This window comes from Actinokineospora fastidiosa (assembly GCF_014648415.1).
GTDB classification, from domain to species: Bacteria; Actinomycetota; Actinomycetes; order Mycobacteriales; family Pseudonocardiaceae; genus Actinokineospora; species Actinokineospora fastidiosa.
Window position 1 is genome coordinate 935,353 of record NZ_BMRB01000001.1, and the last position, 19,138, is coordinate 954,490.

Consider the following 19,138-nt stretch of genomic DNA (forward strand, 5'->3'; position numbering starts at 1 on the left):
AGGCGGCGGTCACTCCGCAGGCGCGATGCCCACCGGGCAGGACACGCCGGTGCCGCCGATGCCGCAGTAGCCGTGCGGCACCTTGTGGAGGTACTGCTGGTGGTACTCCTCGGCGTAGTAGAACGGGCCTGCGTCGGCGAACTCGGTGGTGATCTCGCCGTAGCCGCGCTCGGCCAGCGCCCGCTGGTAGGCGTCGCGGCTCCGCTCGGCGACCGGCCGCTGCGCGGGGTCGGTGAAGTACACCGCGGAGCGGTATTGGGTGCCGACGTCGTTGCCCTGGCGCATGCCCTGCGTCGGGTCGTGGGACTCCCAGAAGACCTTCAGCAGGTCCGCGTACGACACCGCGTCGGGGTCGTAGACCACCAGGACGGCCTCGGTGTGCCCGGTCCGACCGCTGCAGACCTCTTCATAGGTGGGGTTCGGCGTGTACCCGCCCGCGTACCCGACCGCGGTCGAGTAGACGCCCGGGGTCTGCCAGAACTTGCGCTCGGCGCCCCAGAAGCAGCCCATCCCGAACACGGCGGTCGCCATGCCGTCGGGGAACGGCGCCTGGACCCGGTTCCCGCTCACCGCGTGCGTCTCGGGCACCCCCGGCAGCGGGTCCGGCCTGCCCGCAAGGGCCTGACCCGGCTCGACCATGTGGCTCTTGGCACGCCCGAACAGCATCATTCCTCCACGATAGGCCGATCGACCGGATCGCTCACCCGGTGCGGACCCTTCGGATAACGTGCACGCGTGGTCATGGATTCCCCCGAGCTGCCCGCCGTCCACGAGGCGTGGCTGCCCCGGGAGCACTCGCTCCACCGACCCCGCCACGGCGGCAAGCAGACCCTGGCCCTGGTGTGCGCGCTGGTGTTCTTCGCCGCCCCGACGGTCATGTGGATCGGCGGCATGCGGGCCACCGAGATCGAGAACCGCAAGCTCGCGGACTTCCCGACCCCCGCCGACGGGTGGGGCATGGTCACCGGGCTGCCCGCCTGGGCGACCGACCACCTGGTCTTCCGCTCCGGCGCCGTGCACGCCGTCGACTGGGTCAGCCGCACCTTCTTCGGCGAGTCGGCGACCTTCGACCGCGGCACCACCGGACCGCTGCCGAGCGAGCCGGAGCCGCAGGCGCCCATCGTGGACGACGGGCCCGGCAGCACCGAGTGGCCGGACCAGCAGTACCCCGGCTACCTGCGGGTGTTGGAGGGCAACGAGGGCTGGCTGTACTTCGGCTACGACGTGGTCGCCAAGTGCGAGCCCGCCCAGCCGCTGGTCGACACGATCCGCCAGCTCAACCTCATCCGCGACGTGGTGGAGCGCTCCGGCCGGGAGTTCGTGCTGGTCGTGCCGCCGGACAAGTCGACGATGGTGCCGCAGTTCCTCCCCGGCGACTACCCCGGCAAGGACTGCGCGGACACCGAGTCCGAGCAGTTCTGGCGCGAGGTCACCCTGCTCGCCGGGGCGATGGACCTGCGGCCCCTGCTGCGGACTGCCGCCGACCGCCGCGGGCACCCGCTCTACTACCGCGAGGACTCGCACTGGACCCACGACGGCGCGCTGGAGATGGTGCGGGCGCTCGCCGAGCGGGTGGAACCGGGCGTCACCCGGGACTGGCAGGTGACCCCCAACGCCGACAAGCTCGTCTTCCCCGCCGACCTGCCCGCGCTGCTGGGCCGCACCGGCGAGAACATCTCGGCCACCTACCAGGTGCGGCCCGACGGCGGCGCCGACCGGACCGAGTTCCGGGCATGGGACCTGCGCAAACCGATCCGCACGACGGAGATGCCGACCAACGGCATGATCACCAGGCCGACGGTGGTGCTGGGCGACTCGTTCGGCCTCGGCGCCGCGCCCTACCTGCCCGCGGCGTTCTCCGACGTGACCCAGCTCTCCTACAGCACCGCGCGGCCGGACCCCGGACTCGTGGCGCGCACGGTGGCCGACCACGAGGTCGTGGTGCTGGAGATCGTGGAGCGGAACCTGGCGGGCGGCATCCCGTCGCTGCTCGACCAGGCGTTCGTCGACACCCTCACGGCGGAGCTGGCGAAGCGTCCGATTAGATAGCCGACCGGTTCTGGTCGAGAGGGGCGACGAGTGGACTGGCAGGACAGGCTGCGCGAGCTGGACGCCCAGCTCGCCAGCGGCGAGCTGACCCGGGGCGAGTACCGCTCCCGCCGCGACGAGCTGCTCGCCGAGGCCTCATCGGCGCCGGTGCTGCGCCACCACCGCGACACCCGTCCGCCGACCGGGTCGTTCCCGGCAGCGCCGCCGCCCCCGCGCGACCTGTTCGCCTCGGCCCCGCAGGCGCCACCCGCCGCGCTTGCGGGCACCGAGGTCTTCAGCACCGCGGGGACACCGTCGAAAGGGCCCCGCGCCGCGCTGATCGCGGTCGCCGTGCTGGCGGTCGTCGCGGTCGCGCTCTGGGTGGTGCTGCTCAAGCCGTTCTCCGGCGATGAGACGGCCGCGGCGCCCCCTGCGCCCCGGTCCCTCGCCGAGATGGTCCCGACCCCCGAGGGCAGGCCCAACCCGAAGAACGGCGTGCTCACCGTCCCCGAGGCCGCCGAGGCCAACGTCATCAGCGCCGCGGGCGCCAAGGCGCTGTCGACCAACGGCGTGCTGGAGGTCGTGTTCCGTTCCACCGTCGACGGCGACCTGGGCACGGCGGTGATCGCAGGCCGCGCCGCGTCGGTGGACGCCGCGACGGCCGCCGTCGGACAGCTGCACGAGAACATGCGCGCACGCGGGTTCCAGGACGTGGACGAGCCGCTGGTGGAAGGCCCGACGACGGTCAAGGAGAACGCGGACAACCGGTTCGTCAACGCCGTGTTCGCCGTCGACGACGTGGTGGTGCAGATCAGCCTGTCCCAGCCGGTGACCGGGGACGAAAGCCTCCTGAACGCCGCCCTCCGCAACACGGCGGCCGCGATCACCAACGCCCTGCGTACGGGGTGACCGGCGCGGCAGGTGTACGGCTGGTCACGGAATACCCCTACCGTCCCGAAGATCCGCACGGGCCGTGCACAATGACCGAGTTCCGGCAGACCCCACTCGTTTATCACACCAAAGGAGGACCGCCGTGTCCTGGCAGGAGGAACTCCGGGTCCTGGACGAGGAACTCGCCACGGGACGGATCTCCGCGGACGAGTACCGGGTCCGCCGTGACAAGGTGATGTCTTCGGCGATCTCCCCCCAGCATCCCCAGCAGCACGATCAGCAGTCGGAGAAGACGCAGTACGTCGCTCCGGTGCAACCGCCGCAGCAGGCGGCCGAGGGCGACCGCACCCAGGTCGTGCCGGGTGGGAGCGGCGACCGCACGCAGGCGGTGACCGGCGGCTGGCAGGCCGCCCGGCCGGGCGCGGACGCCGACCGGACGCAGGTGGTGCCCGGCGCGAACATGCCGATGGGCGGTCACATGCCCCCGCACGCGATGCCCGGTCCCCCGCCCCCGCCGTGGGGGCACCAGCCCCAGCACGAGGAGATGGCCCCTCCGTGGGCCGGGTCGGACTTCCCGCCGCTGGCCGCGAGCAGCCCGGACTGGATCAAGCAGGGCCCCGAGGTCTTCGACAGCCAGGGCGGCGGCAAGGGCAAGGTCGTCGCGCTGGTCGTGGTGATCCTGCTGGTGCTGGGCGGCCTCGGCGTCGGCGCGTACTTCATGTTCTTCAAGGAGAGCTCCCCGTCCGCGGGCCCGTCGACGACCGACCAGGCGCCGACCACCACGACGACCCCGCCCCCGCCGCCGGACCCGCTGCCGGTGGGCACCATGCCGGGCAAGGTGACGGTCAACCGGGCGGTCACGACCTTCGCCGACATGCCCGGCCAGCGCTACCTCACCGACGGTGAGATCGCCGCCTACACCGCGGGCAAGCCGACCGACACCAAGCTGGTGATCTGCGACCTCGGCAGCGGCAACCGCCTGGTGGTCATGCTGGTGCAGATGCCGTCGGCGGCGGCGGCGCAGAAGGCCGCGAAGGACCTGCACAAGGTGCAGACCGGCAACGGCATGGAGACGCAGTCCGGCAGCCCGGCGGGCGTGCAGGTGGCCACCCGCGAGGCCAAGGACGGCAAGGCGGGCCGGTTCCGGGCGCACTTCGCCAGCGGCGACATCGTCGTCCGGCTCGACCTGAGCACCAAGGACACCTCCGACGGGCAGGTGACCTTCAACGACAGCCTCGCAGGCCAGCTGGAGAAGACCCCCGCCGATGGCTGATGTCACCGCGTGCACGATCGTCGCCGCGAACTACCTCCCGGCCGCCCGCGTGCTGGCGGCCTCCTACCTGGAGCACCACCCCGGTCACCGCTTCGTGATCGGGGTGGTCGACGCCGACTGGGACAGCGTCGACGACGACGGTGACCTCTCGGTCGTCGGGCCCGCCCGCTTCGGCGTCGACAGCGCCGACTACCCGCGCATGGCCACGGCCTACTCGGTCACCGAGATGGCCACCGCCGTGAAGCCGTACCTGCTGCGGGAACTGCGCGCGGCCAGCCAGGTGGTCATCTACCTCGACCCCGACATCCGGGTGTTCGCGCCGATGCCGGAGCTGGCCGAGCTGGCCACCGCGCACGGGATCGTCCTGACCCCGCACTTCCTCGAGCCGCTGCCGCGCGACGGACTGGAGCCGACCGAGGCGATGGTCATGGGCTCGGGCATCTTCAACCTCGGCTTCGTGGCGACCGGGCCGGGGTCCGAGCCGTTCCTGGACTTCTGGGCCGAACGGCTGCGCCAGGACGCGATCGTCGCCCCGGACCGGCAGCTGTTCACCGACCAGCGCTGGGTCGACCAGGTGCCCGCGCTGTTCGGCAACCACGTGCTGCGCGACCCGGGGTTCAACGTCGCCTACTGGAACGCCCACGAGCGGCCGGTCACCGTTGAGGACGGGATCCTGCACGCCGGTGGCCACGTGCTGCGGTTCTTCCACTTCAGCGGATACCGCCCGGAGAAGCCCTGGCTGCTCAGCCACCACACGCCGCTGCGGCCGCGGGTCCGGCTCTCCGACAACCCGACGCTGCGCGCGCTCTGCGACGAATACGCCGAACTGCTGCGCGCGGAGGGCTACGGCGAGACGCTGGAGGCCATCCGCTACGGCTTCGCCGCCCTCCCCGACGGCACCAAGCTGACCCCGACGATGCGCCGCATGTTCCGCGACGCCTGGATCGCCGCGGAGAAGAAGGGGAAGCCGCTGCCGCCCGCTGCCTTCGGCGAGACGGCCGAGGCGTTCGTCAAGTGGCTGGGCGAGCCCGCGGACGACCAGCCCGCCGACTCGGCGAGCAGGCTCGCCGCCGCGATCTGGGCCGCCCGCGCCGACCTGCGCGCCGCGTTCCCGCAGCCGTTCGGCCGCGACGCGGAGTCGTTCCGCACCTGGTGCCGCGCCTCCGGCCGGGTCGAGGAGAACCTGCCGGACTGGGCGGTGCCCGCCGAGCAGCCGCCGCCTGCGCCCCCGGTCGACGCGCCGGGCGTGAACGTCCTGGGCTACCTGACCGCCGAGCTGGGGGTCGGCGAGATGGGCCGGATCGTGCACGACGCCATCCGAGCCGCGGGGATGCCGGTCGCCGCCGTGGTGGAGGACCGGCTGGTCCTCAACCGCACCGGGCTCGACGCGCCGGAGACCGCGGGCACCCCGCGCTATCCGGTGAGCCTGCTGTGCGTGAACGCCGACCAGACGGAGCCGGTGCTGGCCGCGCACCCGGAGGTCGGCCACCAGCGCTACCGGATCGGGCTGTGGGCCTGGGAGCTCGACCACTTCCCGTCCGAGCTGCACCGGGCGTTCGACCTGGTGGACGAGGTCTGGACGATCAGCGAGTTCTGCCGCGCGGCCATCGCTGCGCACGCCCCGGTGCCGGTGCACGCGATCCCGGTGCCGATCCGCGATCCCGGACCGGCGCGGACGCACGCGCGCAGCGGCCCGGTGACGTTCCTGTTCGCCTTCGACTACTACAGCATCGCCAAGCGCAAGAACCCCTACGCGCTGGTCGAGGCGTTCCGCCGGGCGTTCCCCGGGGACGCCGACGTCCGGCTGGTGATCAAGACGCTGAACGCGGAGGACCACCCGGACCCGGCCGAGCGCCTGCGCGTGATGGCCGCGGATGACCCGCGCATCGAGATCGTGGACCGCTACCTCAGCGTCGAGGAGCTGCACGAGCTGTACGCCTCGGCTGACTGCTACGTCTCCCTGCACCGCTCCGAGGGATTCGGGCTCACCGTCGCCGAGGCGATGGTGCGCGGTCTCCCGGTCATCGCCACCGATTACTCGGGCACGGCGGAGTTCCTGACCGCCGAGACCGGCTGGCCGATCCCGTGGACGAAGGTGGCGGTCGGCAAGGAGGCCGGTCCGTACCCGCCGTCGGCGCGGTGGGCCGAACCGGACGTCGACGCGGCCGCCGCGGCGATGCGCGCGGTGGCCGACGACCCGGCCGAGGCCGCCCGGCGCGGCGCCGCCGCCCGCGAGCACATCCTGCGGACCCGGTCGATGGACGCCGCGGCCGCCTGGATGCGGACCCGGCTGACCGCGGCGCACGCCGCGTGGCGCGACCGGCAGACCGGCGCCCGCCCGGTGGACAGCGACCCGCTGAGCCCGATGCGCGACGCCCGCCAGGCGCTGCTGTGGCGGCCGGACACCAACACCACGTCACGGCTGCCGTTGGCGCCCGCGCTGCGCAAGGCCGTGCTGCGCGCTATCGACCATTACGACGTGCATCAGCGCACGGTGTTGGGCGAGCTGATGGGCGGCGTCGAGTCGACCGCCGCGACCCTGCACGCCCGACTGAGCAGGGCGGAGGCCGAACTCGCCGCGGCACGGGAGACCTCGGCGCGGGCCGAGCGGATGATCGGCGAGGTCGACGAGCTGCGCGCCATGGTGACCGCGCTGGCCGAGCAGGACCCGAAGACCCGCGCGGCCCTGGGCGCCCTGTCCGCCGACGTGGCCTCCCTGCGCGAGGCCGCGGACCGCGATCACCGCGGCACGTACGAGATGTTCGCCGAGCGCGACGTCCGCTTCGACGGCGCGGAGGCCCGGCTGGTCGTGCGCGAGCGCGAGGTGGGCGCGCTGCTGGACGCGGCGCGCGTGCGCCACGCGCCGATCCCGTCCGGCACGGACGTGGTGGTGTGCGACGCGGGCGCGCTGCTCGTGCCGAACGACACCGTGGTGCGGCCCTGGCTCGTGCACAACCGCTCGTGGGAGAGCGCTGAGGGCAGGCTCCTGGCGAGTCTGGCCGGGCGCGGGGTGTTCCTCGACATCGGCGCGCACGTCGGCTACCACACGCTGCGGGTGCTGGGCCATGCGGAGAACGTGGCTGGCGCGATCGCGGTGGAGGCCAACCCGGACACCGCGGAGCTGCTGCGCCGCAACGTGGCCGTCAACACCGATCCCGCCCTGGTGACCGTCCTGGCGTGCGCCGCGTGGGACTCGACCGGCGAGGCCGTGCTGGTGCAGGCGGACGCGGGCAACAGCGGCGACCACCGGGTCCGGGCCGACGGCGCGGGTGTGCGCGTGCCCGCGGTGCGCCTCGGCGACCTGCCGGAGGTGCGCGACGCGGTGATCGGCCTGGTGAAGGTCGACCTACAGGGGCGCGATCACCGGGCGTTGGCCGGTCTGGCCGACGTGCTGCGCCGCGACCGGCCGGACGTGCTGTGCGAGTACTGCCCGGAGGCCATCGAGGAACTGGGCGATGACCCGATCGAGGTGCTGGCGGGTTATCGTGCTCTCGGCTTCCGCCCCGTCGTGGTGGACGAGTCCGGACCGGGGCAGGTCGCCGTGCGCGGCGACGCTGATCTGGTCGCGCTGGCGCGGGAGGCGGAATCGGGGTTCGTGACGCTGTGGCTGCGGCCGGTGTCGACCTGATGTGACCGAGGGACGGGGGGCGCATGACCGGCGTGCTGGGCGAGGGGGCGAGCACGCGTCCCCGGTCGGCGGTCCGCGCCCTGACCACCGTGGCGGTGATCGCCGCGCTCGTCGCCGTGTGCGCGGTCGCCTGGTCGCTGATGGGCCACCGGGTGCCCGACCCCGAGGACCGGACCGTTCCGCCCGTGGGCCTGGACGGCCGCTACGCCCGTGACAGCCTGGTGCTGGTGGCCTACGGCAGCGGCCGGGAGAACTACGGCAGCGTCCGCACGTTCGACCAGGTGGTCGACATGAAGTTCCTCGGCGAGCGGGAGATCGCGGTGTTCCGCTCGCACGGCGCCCGGGCGGCCCGCGCCGCGGTGGCCTCCACCCTGCCCGAGGGCAAGATCGTGGGCGTCGCGGTGCGGATGTCCGACCGAGGGGCCGCCGTCACCGCCGCCGACGAGCTGAACGCCATGTGGGTCGGGGCCGGGTTCGCCCAGACGCCCGACCGTCCGTGGGTGCGGCGCAGCGAGCTGACCGGCCGGGAACGCCCCATCGCCCGAGCCGTGTACGCGCACGGGGACCTGCTGGTGCGCGTCGAGCTGACCGGCAAGTCCGAGGCCGCGCTGTCCGCCGACTTCACCAGGCTGCTCACCCCGCAGCTCGACCTGCTGCCCGCCGATGGCTGAGCGCGCGCGGGTCATGGACGAGCTGGACCGCGAGCGGGCCCAGCCGATGCCGCCCGGCCTGGTGCTGGCCGCGGCCCTGGCGGTGCCGTTCGTGCTCTACAGCTACCTGGGCGGGCTGTGGCTCAACCAGCACGGGTACTCGCCGCGAGTCCTGGTCGCGGTGCGCGAGTGGGTCAACCGGCCGCTGGGCGTCGGTGAGGACTTCGGGGTCCTGGCGCTGTGCGTGCTGCTGCTGGTGGCGGGGTACGCCGGGGCGGCCGACCGGAGTCCGGTGCGCGCGGCCTGGAGCGTCGGCCTCCCCGCCGTCGTCGCGGTCGGCGCGGCTGCCCTCGGGGCGCCCGCGCTGGTGTGGCCGTTCGCCGTGGTGGCCGTCCACGCGGTGTTGCTGCTGGTCACGACACCCCTTCGAGCGCGGCCGCTCATCGCGGTCGTGGTGCAGCTCGTGGTGGTGGCAGGCGGCGCGGTGCTCGTCGGCGCGCACGACCAGGAGGTCGTGGACAAGCTCGCTTTCGCGGTTCTGCCGATCATGGGCCAGGCGCTGTGGCTGGTGCGGGTCAAGGCGCTCACGGCGCTGACCGGCGGGACGCTGGTGGTCGCTGGATGGGCGCTGATCGCCGCGGTCGAGTCGCGCCATCCGGCCTGGGAAGGCCAGTGGTTCCCGATCACCGTCTGCTACGCCGTGCTCGTCGTCCTCGTCGCGCTTCCGTCGGGCGAGCTGCTGGGTCGACACGCGTTCGTGCGCGCTGTCACCGCCCGCGCCGCGTGGATCGTCGCGCTGATCGGCCCGGTGGGACTGACCGTGCAGGACCTGTTGTACCCGGCCACCCCGTGGCTGCTCATCGTGCTCGCGGGGGCCGCGGCCACCGCGGCCTCGGCTGAGATCCTCTACCGCCTGCCGAGACCGGGAGGTGCGCGATGAGGGCACCGGCGGGTTCCCTGGGCAGGCTCGACGGTCTCGACCTGCTGCGCGGCGTGGCCTGCGTGGCGGTCGTGTTCGGCCACCTGATGGCCTGGTTCGCCATCGAGCGGCAGGACTGGTGGCTCTCCCAGGCCGCCGACACCGCGCTGGGCAGGCCGCTGCACCTCAACCCGCAGCTGGCGTTCATCGGCGTCGGCTCGTTCTTCCTGATCACCGGCGTCGTGATCACCGCGTCCGCGTTCCGGGAGAAGCCGGGGCAGTTCCTGTTCCGGCGGGTCAGCAGGCTCGTCCCGCTGCTGTGGGCGGTCACGGTCCTGGCCTGGATCATGATCAACCTCGGGCAGCGCATCACTCCCCGCCTCGACCAGCGGCTGGACGTGGTGGACCTGCTGATCGGGATGGTGCTGGGCAACTTCTTCCAGGTACCGCAGGTTGCGTTCGTGGGGGTCACCTGGACGCTGGTCATCCAGATCGTGTTCTACGTGTGGGTCACGGTGACGATCCCGGTCCTGCGCCGCAGGCCGTGGATCGCCCCCGCGCTGGCCGCCGCGGTCTGCTTCGTCGGGATCCTGGGCTCGGTGGCCGCGCGCGGGAACCCGAGCGTCGATGTGCGCGTGTGGGCCCATCACGCTGGCATCTGGGCGGCGTACATCCCGCTGCTCGTGATCGGCCAGATCGTCGCGCTGGCGTACCTGGGCCGCATCCACCGCTACACCGCCGTGGCCTTGGGCGCCGTGCACTTCCTGCTGTGGGTGTGGGTCGACCGCATCAGCGGCTTCACCTTCCAGGGCGACGCCCTGCCCCGCACGGTCATGATCATGCTGCTGGTGCTGCTGGTCCTGATGCGCGTCCGCGGCCCGGTCAGCAGTTCGCGCTTCGTCCGCGCGTTCGCGGCGCGGACTTACGCGATCTACCTCGTCCACGTGGGCTGCCTCTACCCCGTGATGGACGCCTTGGTTCCACGCATAGGTGTTGAACTGGCGGTGCTCACCGGACTGATCACGGTCGGCGTGGTCGCCGAGATCCTGCACCGGTTCGTCGAGATGCCCGCCGACCGGTGGTTGCGGGCACGCCGGAGGAAGCGGCCCGCCGAGCCCGCCGCGGCGGAACGGGCCAAGGAGCCCACGCCCGCCTAGTCGGCTCCCACGGCGTCCAGGTCCCTGTCGCGGTGACCCTCATCGGCGGCATTCGCACTGGTCAGTACGCGTCCGGCACCCATGGGGAAATGGGACGACCCCCTACCCCGGAAACCTACTATGAAGTAGCCTCACTCGGCATGGACGCAAGGGTGCGGTTTCGGGACGTCCTGGGGGCGGTGCCGTCGTTGGTGGTGGACGGGCCGGGGATGGTGCGGGGGCTGGTGGGGCTCGCGACGCTGAAGCCGTCGGCCACCAAGTCGATCGGGCTGGTGTTCCAGGAGGCCGCCGCCAGGCATCCGGATCGGCCGTTCCTGCGCTTCGAGGACGTCGAGCTCAGCTACGGCGAGGCGAACGCGCAGGTCAACCGGATGGCCGAGACATTGGCCCGGCACGGCGTCAAGCCCGGCACGACCGTCGGGATCATGGCGCCGAACCGGCCCGAGACCGTGCTGGCGGCGTTGGCCGTGGTCAAGCTCGGGGCCGCCGCCGGGATGCTCAACACCAACCAGCGCGGCGAGGTCCTGGAGCACAGCGTCGGCCTGCTGAACGCGACCGCGCTCGTCGCCCACGGCGACTACCGCGAACTGCTGCCCGACGCGCTCGACCTGGACACCCTGCCCGGAACCAATGACGCCAACCCCGACGAGTGCGCGCGCGTCCCGGCGAAGGCGACCGCGTTCCTGATCTTCACCTCGGGCACGACCGGCCTGCCGAAGGCCAGCGCGATGTCGCACTTCCGCTGGCTCAAGAGCATGACCGGGCTCGGCAGGCTCGGTGTGCGCCTGCGCGGCGACGATACGCTCTACTGCTGTCTCCCGCTGTACCACAACAACGCGCTGACGGTCTCCCTCTCGTCCGTCCTCGCCGCGGGCGCGACCCTCGCGTTGGGACGGTCCTTCTCCGCGTCCCGCTTCTGGGACGACGTCGTCCGCACGCGGTCCACGGCGTTCTGCTACATCGGCGAGCTGTGCCGCTACCTGCTCAACCAGCCGGAACGGCCCATCGAGCGCGAGCACGGCGTCCGCGTCGTCGTCGGCAACGGCCTGCGCCCGGAACTCTGGGACGAGTTCACCGCGCGCTTCGGCATCAAGCGCGTCGCGGAGTTCTACGGGGCCAGCGAGTGCAACCTCGCCTTCATCAACGCCCTCAACATCCCGCGCACCGCGGGCACCTGTCCCCTGCCGTACGCCGTCGTCGAGTTCGACGGGGACTCCGCGAAGCGCACCGACGGCAGGCTGCGCAAGGTCAGGACGGGCGAGGTCGGCCTGCTGATCACCAAGATCACCGACCGGGCGCCGTTCGACGGCTACACCGACGCCGAGGCCACCGAGCGCAAGCTGCTCCGCGACGCCTTCAAGGACGGCGACTGCTGGTTCGACACCGGCGACCTGGTGCGCGCCCAGGGCTTCCGGCACGTCGCCTTCGTCGACCGGCTCGGCGACACCTTCCGCTGGAAGGGCGAGAACGTGGCGACGACCGAGGTCGAGGCCGCCGTCGACGAACACCCCGACGTCGACCAGTCCGTCGTGTACGGCGTGGCGGTCCCCGGCGCCGACGGCAAGGCGGGCATGGCCGCGGTCAAGCTCCGCGACGGCGTCGCATTCGACGGCGCGTCCCTGGCCAAGCACCTGGCCGCCAAGCTGCCCGGGTACGCCGTCCCGCTGTTCGTCCGCCTGGTCGGCGCGGTCGAGCAGACCTCCACCTTCAAGTCCCGCAAGGTGGACCTCCGCGCCGAGGGGTACACAGTGGACGACGACGTGCACGTGCTCCGCGACGGCGAGTACGTGCCGTTCTACGCCGAGTACCCCGCCGAGGTCGCCGAGGGCAGAATCCGGTCGTGACCGGATACGTCCTCCTGCTGCGCGGCGTCAACGTCGGCGGCCGCACGAAGCTCGCCATGGCCGACCTGCGCGCGGTCCTCGAGGACCTCGGCTTCGGCGACGTGCGCACAGTCCTGCAGTCGGGCAACGCCGTCTTCACCGCCGACACCGAGCCGGACGAGCGCGAGATCCAGGCGGCGCTCGCCGAGCGGACCGGCCTCGACACCCGCTGCCTGGTCGTCACCGCCCCACGGCTGCGCGCCGTGGTCGACGGCCACCCCTTCCGCGACATCGCCCACGACGGCTCGCGGATGGTCGCGATCTTCCTGGAGGCCGACCCGGACCCGGCGGTCGCGGCCGCGCACGACCCGGTCGCGCTCGATCCCGAGCGCATCCGGGTCGGCGACCGCGTCGTCTACCAGTGGTGCCCGGACGGCATCTCCAAGGCGCCGCCCGTCGTGCCATTCCTCGACCGAAGGTGGAAGGTCGTCGGGACGGCGCGCAACTGGAACACCGTCACCAAGCTCCACGACCTGGTTCAGCGGCCCACGGCGTAGCCCTGCATCCCCCTCGGGTTGGCGGCCGCGCGCAGCAGCCCGTTGTGGCGCGACACCGCCGAGAGCCTGCCCAGCGTCCACGGGCCGAGGTCGACCAGCTTGTGGCCGCGGTCGGCCAGCGCGGCGAGCGCCGCCGGGCCGAGCCGGGACTCGACGTGCGCCTCGCCGGGCACGTAGTCACGCGGGTAGAAGCTGCTGGGGACGGCGTTGCTGTGCCACGCGGGCGCGTCGATGGCGGCCTGCAGGTTCAGCCCGGCCTCGACATGGGCCAGCCAGAAGCAGAGCTGCCACTGGTCCTGCCCGTCGCCGCCGGGGGTGCCGAAGGCGAGCGTGGGCACGCCGTCGCGCAGCGCGAGGCTCGGGGTGAGGGTGATCCTCGGCCGCTTGCCGGGGGCCAGGGAGTTGGGCAGGCCGTCCTCCAGCCAGAACATCTGCGCCCGCGTGCCCAGGCAGAAGCCCAGCTCGGGGATGGCGGGCGAGGACTGGAGCCAGCCGCCGGACGGCGTCGCGGAGATGATGTTGCCCCACCGGTCCACGACGTCCACGTGCACAGTGTCGCCCTTGGTGGTGCCGTCCGGGCGGACGGTGGGCTCGCCGAGGGCGCCGCTGACCGACACCGGGGCCGTGCCGGACACCAGGTACTCGGGCAGGCGCGGGGCGCGCCCGTCCGGGCTGCCGGGCCGCAGCTCCAGCGACGCGGTGTCGGTGATGAGCGCGCGGCGCTCGGCGGCGTACGCGCGGGAGAGCAGGGCCTCCAGCGGCACGTCTGCGTCGCCGTACCACGCCTCGCGGTCGGCGAAGGCGAGCTTGGTCGCCTCCAGCGCGTAGTGGACGGTGTCTGCGGTCGGCACGCCATCCACATAGGACACCGGGAGTCCTTCGAGGATCAGCAACTGCTGCAGCAGCACCGGCCCCTGGGTCCACGGACCGCACTTGGCCAGCGTCCAGTCGCCGAAGTCGACGGAGACCGGGTCCTCATAGGACGCCTCCCAGGACGCCATGTCCTCGCCGGTCAACAGGCCCGCGTGGTCGCGTCCGGAGTCGTCGCGGAAGGACTTGCGGCAGAAGGCGTCCACGGCCTCGGCGACGAACCCCGACGACCAGGCGCGCCGCGCGGCGTCGATGCGCGCCTCCCTGGTCGGCCCGACGGCCTCGCGGAGCAGCCGCTCCCACGTGCTGGCGAGCACCGGGTTGGCGAAGCGCTCCCCCACCGCGGGCAGCCACAGCTGCGCCGAGGTCGGCCAGTGGTCGGTGAACAGGTCGCGCACGGTGTTGACGACCGCGGGGACCCGTTCGAGCAGCGGGAAGCCGTCGCGCGCGTAGCCGATCGCGTACGACAGGACCTCGGACAGCTCCTTGGTGCCGTGGTCGCGCAACAGCGTCAACCAGGCGTCCCACGCGCCGGGGACGGTCGCGGGGAGCAGGCCGCTGCCGGGGATCAGGTCGAGCCCGAGTTCGGCGAACCGCTCCGGCGTCGCCGCGGCGGGCGCGACGCCCTGCCCGCAGAGGACGCGCGGCTCCGGGTCGGCCGCGGTCGCGAAGAGCGCGGGCACCTCGCCGCCGGGGCCGTTGAGGTGCGGCTCGACGACCTGCAGCACGAACCCCGCGGCCACCGCCGCGTCGAAGGCGTTGCCGCCGTCCTCCAGCACGGCCATGCCCGCCGCCGACGCCAACCAGTGCGTGGAGGCGACCATGCCGTGCGTGCCCGCCAGCTCTGGTCTCGTCGTGAACACCCGGCCAAGCTACCTCACTAGTTACCGTTGCTAAAGAACTTCTTGTTCCCATCGAACACTTGTGCACATGTGGATAAGTTCTGTGGATAACTAGCGGCGGCCCGGCGGGCAGATCTCGTCGAGGACGGCCAGGTCGTCGGCGGTGGGGCGCCAGGTGCCCGCCGCGGCGTTGGCCGCCACCTGGTCGGGTGTGGTCGCGCCCGCGATGACGGAGGCGACCACGGGCTGGGCGGCCAGCCAGCCGATGGCCAGCGCGGTCATCGCGATGCCGCGCTCCCCGGCGAAGGCGCGCAGCTTCTCGATGCGGTCCCAGGGGGCCTCTGCGAGCATGCGCTGGCGGCCTGCGAGGCGGCTGCCCTCCGGCGGCTCGGCTCCGCGCGCGTACTTGCCGGTGAGCAGGCCGTTGGCCAGCGGGAAGTACGGCAGCAGGCCGATGCCGAAGCGGGCGCACGCGGGCACGACCTCGCGCTCGACCTCGCGTTCGAGCAGCGAGTAGTGGCCCTGCGCGGACACCGGGCCGCGCACGCGCGCGTCGCGGGCCGTCCAGGCCGTGTCGGCGATCTGCCAGGCCGCCAGGTTGCAGACGCCGACGTAGCGCACGACGCCGTCGCGGACGAGTTCGTCGAGGGCGCTCAGGGTCTCCTCGATCGGGGTGCCCGGGTCAGGGCGGTGGAGCTGGTAGAGGTCGATCCAGTCGGTGTTGAGCCTGCGCAGGGACGCCTCGACGGCGCGGCGGATGTAGCGGCGGGAGCCGCGGGCGCCGAAGTCCGGGCCGTTCGCGCCCTGCATGTCGACGCCGAACTTGGTGGCGATGACCGCGTGGGCGCGGCGGCCGGACAGGGCCAGGCCCAGCAGCTCCTCGCTGCGCCCGCGCGGCGCGCCGTAGACGTCGGCGACGTCGAAGAGGGTGATCCCCGCCTCCAGCGCGGCCCCGACCAGGGCGCGCGCGCCGGTCAGCGACTCCGCGGCGGTGCCCGGCCTGCCCAGGTTGTTGCAGCCCAGGCCCACCGCGCTCACCACGAGCCCGGACTCGCCGAGGTGCCGGAGTTCCACAACCCGACAGTAAGGGCGCGCGGTCGTGTGATCCAGACGTTGGGTGGGCCGGGCGCGCGGGTGAGATTCTTAGCCCCATGAGCACACCCGCGGGTGATTCGCCTGGCTGGACCGCCGCCGACATCCCGAGCCTCGTCGGCCGGTCCTACATCGTGACCGGGGCCAACAGCGGCCTCGGGTACCAGACGTCGCTGGCGCTGGCCCAGCACGGCGCGCACGTCGTGCTGGCCGTGCGCGACCTGGAGAAGGGCGCGGCCGCCGTCGAGTCGATCCGGGCCGCCGACGCCGAGGCCAACGTCGAGGCCCGGCACCTGGACCTGGCCGACCTGGACTCGGTGCGCGAGTTCTCCGCGGGCGTCGACCGGGTCGACGTCCTGATCAACAACGCTGGCGTGATGTGGACGCCGCGCACGCTGAGCGCGCAGGGCTACGAGCTGCAGTTCGCGGTCAACCACCTGGCGCACTTCGCGCTGACCGGCCTGCTGATCGACGTCCTCGCCGCCGGGCGGGACGCGCGCGTGGTCACGGTCACCTCGTTCCTGCACAAGCAGGGCTTCATGCACTTCGACGACCTCAACGGCGAGCACAAGTACAGCCGCCGCGGGTTCTACGCCCAGTCGAAGCTGGCCAACGTCGTGTTCGGCCTGGAACTGCACCGGCGGCTGCGGGCCAACGGCGTGCCGGTGTCCAGCGTGCTGGCGCACCCGGGCTACTCGGCGACGAACCTGCAGTCGGCCGGGCCCAAGGGCATGCAGAAGCTGGGCCTGAAGATCGGCAACCGGCTGCTCGCCCAGGACGCGCAGATGGGCGCGCTGCCCCAGCTCTACGCCGCCACCCACCCCGAGGTGGAGAGCGGGCAGTTCATCGGCCCGAACGGCCGCCGCGAGCAGAAGGGCTACCCGGCGCTGGTGGAGCCGCTGGACGCCGCCCGCGACCGCGGCACCGCGCGCAGGCTCTGGGACCTGAGCGAGGAGATGAGCGGTGTCTACTACTCGCTGCCGCGTTAGGCCCGGTGAACGTCAGGCCCGTTAGACACAGCACACCGGCCGCACCCGGGCTGAACGACCGTTAACCTTTCCGCCGACTGTCTCGGGCGAAAGGACGACCATGCAGATCGACGGTATCGCGGCCCTCGTCACCGGCGGCGCCTCCGGCCTCGGCGCGGCGACGGCGCAGGCGCTGGCCAAGCAGGGCGCCTCGGTGTTCGCGCTGGACCTGCCGTCGGCCGTGGACTCCGCGCCCGAGGTGGCCGGGGTGACCTACGTCGGCGCGGACGTGACCGACCCCGAGCAGGTGGAGGCGGCCGTCGCGCAGGCGGCCGGGAGCGGGGCCCCGCTGCGCGTGGTGGTGAACTGCGCGGGCATCGGCCCGTCGGCGCGGATCCTGTCCAAGAAGGGCCCGCACGACCTGGGCCTGTTCCGCAAGGTCGTCGAGATCAACCTGATCGGCACGTTCAACGTCGTCACCCTGGCCGCGGCCGCGATGGCCGCGACCGAGCCGCTGGAGCACGACGCCCGCGGCGTGATCATCAACACCGCGTCGATCGCGGCGTACGACGGCCAGATCGGGCAGGCGGCCTACGCCGCGTCCAAGGGCGGCGTCGTGGGCCTCACCCTGCCCGCGGCCCGCGACCTGTCCTCCTCCGGCATCCGCGTGGTGACCATCGCGCCGGGCATCATCGACACCCCGATGCTGGCCACGGTCAGCGAGGAGTTCCGCGCCGCGCTGGCCGCGGGCGTCCCCTTCCCGAAGCGCCTCGGCCTGCCCGCCGAGTACGCCCGCCTCGCCCTGTCGATCATCGACCAGGACTACCTCAACGGCGAGGTCATCCGCCTCGACGGCGCCCTGCGCATGGCCCCGCGCTAGACCCACCGCAGGCGGGCGCGCCGCCTGCCGGTCAGGACCTGGTCGTGGAGCCGCCTGCCGGTCTCGACCTGGGCAGCGAAGGCGGCCACGGGATCGGCGGGCGGCGGCTCGGGCTCCGGCTCGGCGGCGGGCTCCGGGACCCCGACGCGGTCGAGGTCGGCGGCGGCGTTGATGAGCTCGGCCGCCAGGCGGTCGGCCGCGCCGCGCCAGAGGTCGGTCAGGCGGGCCTGCTCGGCGCCGTCCGCGCCCGCCCACAGGTGGGGCAGCTCGTGGACGAACGTGCTGTAGCCCTCCACGCGGTCGGACACGGTCTCGTGGATGTCCAGCGCCGCCCGCCACGACGCCGAGAGGGCCAGCCGGGTCTCGGTGTAGCCGTCGGCGGCCGCGCCGGTCCAATGGGCGGCGTCGAGGGCGGCGACGTCGTCCGCGCCTGCTGCCAGCGGTTCCCGCTGGGCCTTGACCAGCTCGGCCAGGTTGCGGACCCACAGCGGGTTGCCGGGGGCCGTCATCCGGCCAGCTCCGTGAGGCGGCGGGCCAGGTCCTCGTCGGTCTCCCGGTAGCGCGCCGCGATGGCGCGCAGGGCGTCGGACAGCCCGGCCGCGCCGCCGCAGAGGCGTTCCATGGCCGCGCGCAGGCTGCGCTGGTAGGCGATCACCGCCACGCGCAGCGGGTCGTCGTCCGGCCAGCGGTCGGTGTCGACGCCGTAGCGCCAGGCCGTGTCCTCGCGGACCGTGTCGGCGATGGCGACGGCCTTGCGGGCGAGCGCGTCGAGTTCGTCGAGGTCGACGCCGAAGCCGGTCACAGGGCGGCCACTCGGGCGGGCGACCAGTGCCGTCCCCGGCCCAGCGGGTTGAGGGCCAGGCCGACGGCGCCGTCGGAGCGCAGCACCTCGATGAGCCGGTGGCCCGGCGCGGCGGCCGGGACGTCCGAGCTGCCCACCGCGGCCTGGTACTCCGCCAGCAGCTCCGCGCTGGTGAACGCGCACAGGCACTCGCCGAAGTCGCGCGTCTCGACCGTGACGAGCGCGCCGTCGGCCGACATGGCGAAGTGCAGCTCACCCTTGGGGACGAACTCGTCGAGCACCGACCCGGTGGTCTCGGCCACCAGCCTGGTCAGCAGCGACGCGGCCACCGGGGGTTCCGGGGCCTTGGCGTACTCGGCCTCCAGCCAGGTCAGCGCCTCGATCTCGGCGGCGGGCGGGACCGGGAGCGGCCCGGCCAGCTCGGCGCTCACCCGCTCGACCAGCAGGCTCGCCGCCGCGTGGACGCTGTCGGACAGCGAGCGGGCCAGGACAGCCAGCCGCTCCGCGTAGCCCAGGGACGTCAGCTCCGGGTCGCGGCGCAGGTTGTAGGCGGCGGCCAGGACGCGCCTGCCCACCGGGTTCGCCGTGACCCGCTCACCGGCGGCCGCGACCTGCCAGCTCACGACCGCGAGGACGGCGGCGGGCGAGTCGCCGCGCCGCACGCCCAACCGGGCACCGATGGGGCCCGCGACGGCCAAGGCCAGATCGGCCCGCCGCACGCCCAGCCCGCGGTGGAGTTCGACCATTCGCGCTCCCGA

General features: G+C 73.1%; 17 protein-coding genes. 11 read left to right on the forward strand and 6 right to left on the reverse strand.

Annotation, left to right across the window (positions count from 1 at the left end; translation table 11 throughout):
- Positions 1-9: 9 nt before the first annotated feature.
- Positions 10-669 carry a peptide-methionine (S)-S-oxide reductase MsrA gene (gene msrA, locus IEY98_RS04410; protein ID WP_189208955.1) on the reverse strand — a complete coding sequence of 220 codons (660 nt, stop codon included), beginning with the start codon at positions 667-669 and terminating at the stop codon, positions 10-12.
- Between the two features lie 72 nt (positions 670-741).
- Between msrA and IEY98_RS04415 the strand changes: the two genes are divergently transcribed.
- The 9 genes from IEY98_RS04415 to IEY98_RS04455 all read left to right on the forward strand — a co-directional run bounded on the left by IEY98_RS04415 (position 742) and on the right by IEY98_RS04455 (position 12,926).
- Positions 742-2,049 carry an alginate O-acetyltransferase AlgX-related protein gene (locus IEY98_RS04415; protein WP_229786749.1) on the forward strand — a complete coding sequence of 436 codons (1,308 nt, stop codon included), beginning with the start codon at positions 742-744 and terminating at the stop codon, positions 2,047-2,049.
- 30 nt (positions 2,050-2,079) lie between these two features.
- Complete coding sequence (locus IEY98_RS04420) at positions 2,080-2,937, forward strand: SHOCT domain-containing protein (RefSeq protein WP_189208957.1); 858 nt, start codon at positions 2,080-2,082, stop codon at positions 2,935-2,937.
- Positions 2,938-3,061: 124 nt separating this feature from the next.
- Positions 3,062-4,192, forward strand: a complete 1,131-nt coding sequence (locus IEY98_RS04425) for a hypothetical protein (protein ID WP_189210181.1) — start codon at positions 3,062-3,064, stop codon at positions 4,190-4,192.
- The gene (locus IEY98_RS04430; protein ID WP_189208958.1) at positions 4,185-7,820 is read left to right on the forward strand and encodes an FkbM family methyltransferase; all 3,636 of its coding nucleotides are present in this window, start codon (positions 4,185-4,187) and stop codon (positions 7,818-7,820) included. Before IEY98_RS04425 ends, IEY98_RS04430 begins: the two co-directional genes overlap by 8 nt.
- A 23-nt stretch (positions 7,821-7,843) precedes the next feature.
- Positions 7,844-8,491: a hypothetical protein gene (locus IEY98_RS04435; protein WP_189208959.1), complete on the forward strand. Its 648-nt coding sequence runs from the start codon at positions 7,844-7,846 to the stop codon at positions 8,489-8,491.
- The gene (locus IEY98_RS04440) at positions 8,484-9,410 is read left to right on the forward strand and encodes a hypothetical protein (RefSeq protein ID WP_189208960.1); all 927 of its coding nucleotides are present in this window, start codon (positions 8,484-8,486) and stop codon (positions 9,408-9,410) included. Before IEY98_RS04435 ends, IEY98_RS04440 begins: the two co-directional genes overlap by 8 nt.
- Entirely contained in the window at positions 9,407-10,546 is a 1,140-nt protein-coding gene (locus IEY98_RS04445; RefSeq protein ID WP_189208961.1) for an acyltransferase family protein, read from the forward strand. Before IEY98_RS04440 ends, IEY98_RS04445 begins: the two co-directional genes overlap by 4 nt.
- A gap of 140 nt (positions 10,547-10,686) precedes the next feature.
- A complete protein-coding gene (locus IEY98_RS04450) occupies positions 10,687-12,390 on the forward strand; it encodes a long-chain-acyl-CoA synthetase (RefSeq protein WP_189208962.1) in 1,704 nt (567 codons plus the stop codon).
- A complete protein-coding gene (locus IEY98_RS04455) occupies positions 12,387-12,926 on the forward strand; it encodes a DUF1697 domain-containing protein (protein ID WP_189208963.1) in 540 nt (179 codons plus the stop codon). Before IEY98_RS04450 ends, IEY98_RS04455 begins: the two co-directional genes overlap by 4 nt.
- Here the strand turns inward: IEY98_RS04455 and IEY98_RS04460 are convergent.
- Entirely contained in the window at positions 12,908-14,659 is a 1,752-nt protein-coding gene (locus tag IEY98_RS04460; RefSeq protein ID WP_189208964.1) for a gamma-glutamyltransferase family protein, read from the reverse strand. The genes IEY98_RS04455 and IEY98_RS04460 overlap by 19 nt on opposite strands.
- A gap of 90 nt (positions 14,660-14,749) precedes the next feature.
- Positions 14,750-15,712 carry an aldo/keto reductase gene (locus IEY98_RS04465; RefSeq protein ID WP_189208965.1) on the reverse strand — a complete coding sequence of 321 codons (963 nt, stop codon included), beginning with the start codon at positions 15,710-15,712 and terminating at the stop codon, positions 14,750-14,752.
- A 77-nt stretch (positions 15,713-15,789) separates the two neighbouring features.
- Here IEY98_RS04465 and IEY98_RS04470 point away from each other — a divergent pair, with 77 nt between their 5' ends.
- Positions 15,790-16,719 carry an oxidoreductase gene (locus tag IEY98_RS04470; protein ID WP_189208966.1) on the forward strand — a complete coding sequence of 310 codons (930 nt, stop codon included), beginning with the start codon at positions 15,790-15,792 and terminating at the stop codon, positions 16,717-16,719.
- Positions 16,720-16,819: 100 nt separating this feature from the next.
- Positions 16,820-17,578, forward strand: coding sequence for an SDR family NAD(P)-dependent oxidoreductase (locus tag IEY98_RS04475; protein ID WP_189208967.1), 759 nt, complete (start codon positions 16,820-16,822; stop codon positions 17,576-17,578).
- On the opposite strand, the gene IEY98_RS04480 is transcribed toward IEY98_RS04475, so the two are convergent.
- From IEY98_RS04480 to IEY98_RS04490, 3 genes are read right to left on the reverse strand one after another with little or no spacing between them, the layout of a single operon-like run.
- Positions 17,575-18,087 (reverse strand): hypothetical protein, encoded by a 513-nt coding sequence (locus tag IEY98_RS04480; protein ID WP_189208968.1) that lies wholly within the window; start codon positions 18,085-18,087, stop codon positions 17,575-17,577. The genes IEY98_RS04475 and IEY98_RS04480 overlap by 4 nt on opposite strands.
- The gene (locus IEY98_RS04485; protein WP_189208969.1) at positions 18,084-18,380 is read right to left on the reverse strand and encodes a type VII secretion target; all 297 of its coding nucleotides are present in this window, start codon (positions 18,378-18,380) and stop codon (positions 18,084-18,086) included. The genes IEY98_RS04480 and IEY98_RS04485 overlap by 4 nt, the downstream gene beginning before the upstream one ends.
- Positions 18,377-19,126 carry an SseB family protein gene (locus IEY98_RS04490; protein WP_189208970.1) on the reverse strand — a complete coding sequence of 250 codons (750 nt, stop codon included), beginning with the start codon at positions 19,124-19,126 and terminating at the stop codon, positions 18,377-18,379. The genes IEY98_RS04485 and IEY98_RS04490 overlap by 4 nt, the downstream gene beginning before the upstream one ends.
- Positions 19,127-19,138: the final 12 nt, after the last annotated feature.

What these genes read in the sequence shown, in the direction of transcription:
- msrA (WP_189208955.1), bottom strand. Translation starts at nt 669, where the DNA reads ATGATGCTGTTCGGGCGTGCCAAGAGCCACATGGTCGAGCCGGGTCAG.
- IEY98_RS04415 (WP_229786749.1), top strand. Translation starts at nt 742, where the DNA reads ATGGATTCCCCCGAGCTGCCCGCCGTCCACGAGGCGTGGCTGCCCCGG.
- IEY98_RS04430 (WP_189208958.1), top strand. Translation starts at nt 4,185, where the DNA reads ATGGCTGATGTCACCGCGTGCACGATCGTCGCCGCGAACTACCTCCCG.
- IEY98_RS04435 (WP_189208959.1), top strand. Translation starts at nt 7,844, where the DNA reads ATGACCGGCGTGCTGGGCGAGGGGGCGAGCACGCGTCCCCGGTCGGCG.
- IEY98_RS04440 (WP_189208960.1), top strand. Translation starts at nt 8,484, where the DNA reads ATGGCTGAGCGCGCGCGGGTCATGGACGAGCTGGACCGCGAGCGGGCC.
- IEY98_RS04445 (WP_189208961.1), top strand. Translation starts at nt 9,407, where the DNA reads ATGAGGGCACCGGCGGGTTCCCTGGGCAGGCTCGACGGTCTCGACCTG.
- IEY98_RS04450 (WP_189208962.1), top strand. Translation starts at nt 10,687, where the DNA reads ATGGACGCAAGGGTGCGGTTTCGGGACGTCCTGGGGGCGGTGCCGTCG.
- IEY98_RS04470 (WP_189208966.1), top strand. Translation starts at nt 15,790, where the DNA reads ATGAGCACACCCGCGGGTGATTCGCCTGGCTGGACCGCCGCCGACATC.
- IEY98_RS04475 (WP_189208967.1), top strand. Translation starts at nt 16,820, where the DNA reads ATGCAGATCGACGGTATCGCGGCCCTCGTCACCGGCGGCGCCTCCGGC.
- IEY98_RS04480 (WP_189208968.1), bottom strand. Translation starts at nt 18,087, where the DNA reads ATGACGGCCCCCGGCAACCCGCTGTGGGTCCGCAACCTGGCCGAGCTG.
- IEY98_RS04490 (WP_189208970.1), bottom strand. Translation starts at nt 19,126, where the DNA reads ATGGTCGAACTCCACCGCGGGCTGGGCGTGCGGCGGGCCGATCTGGCC.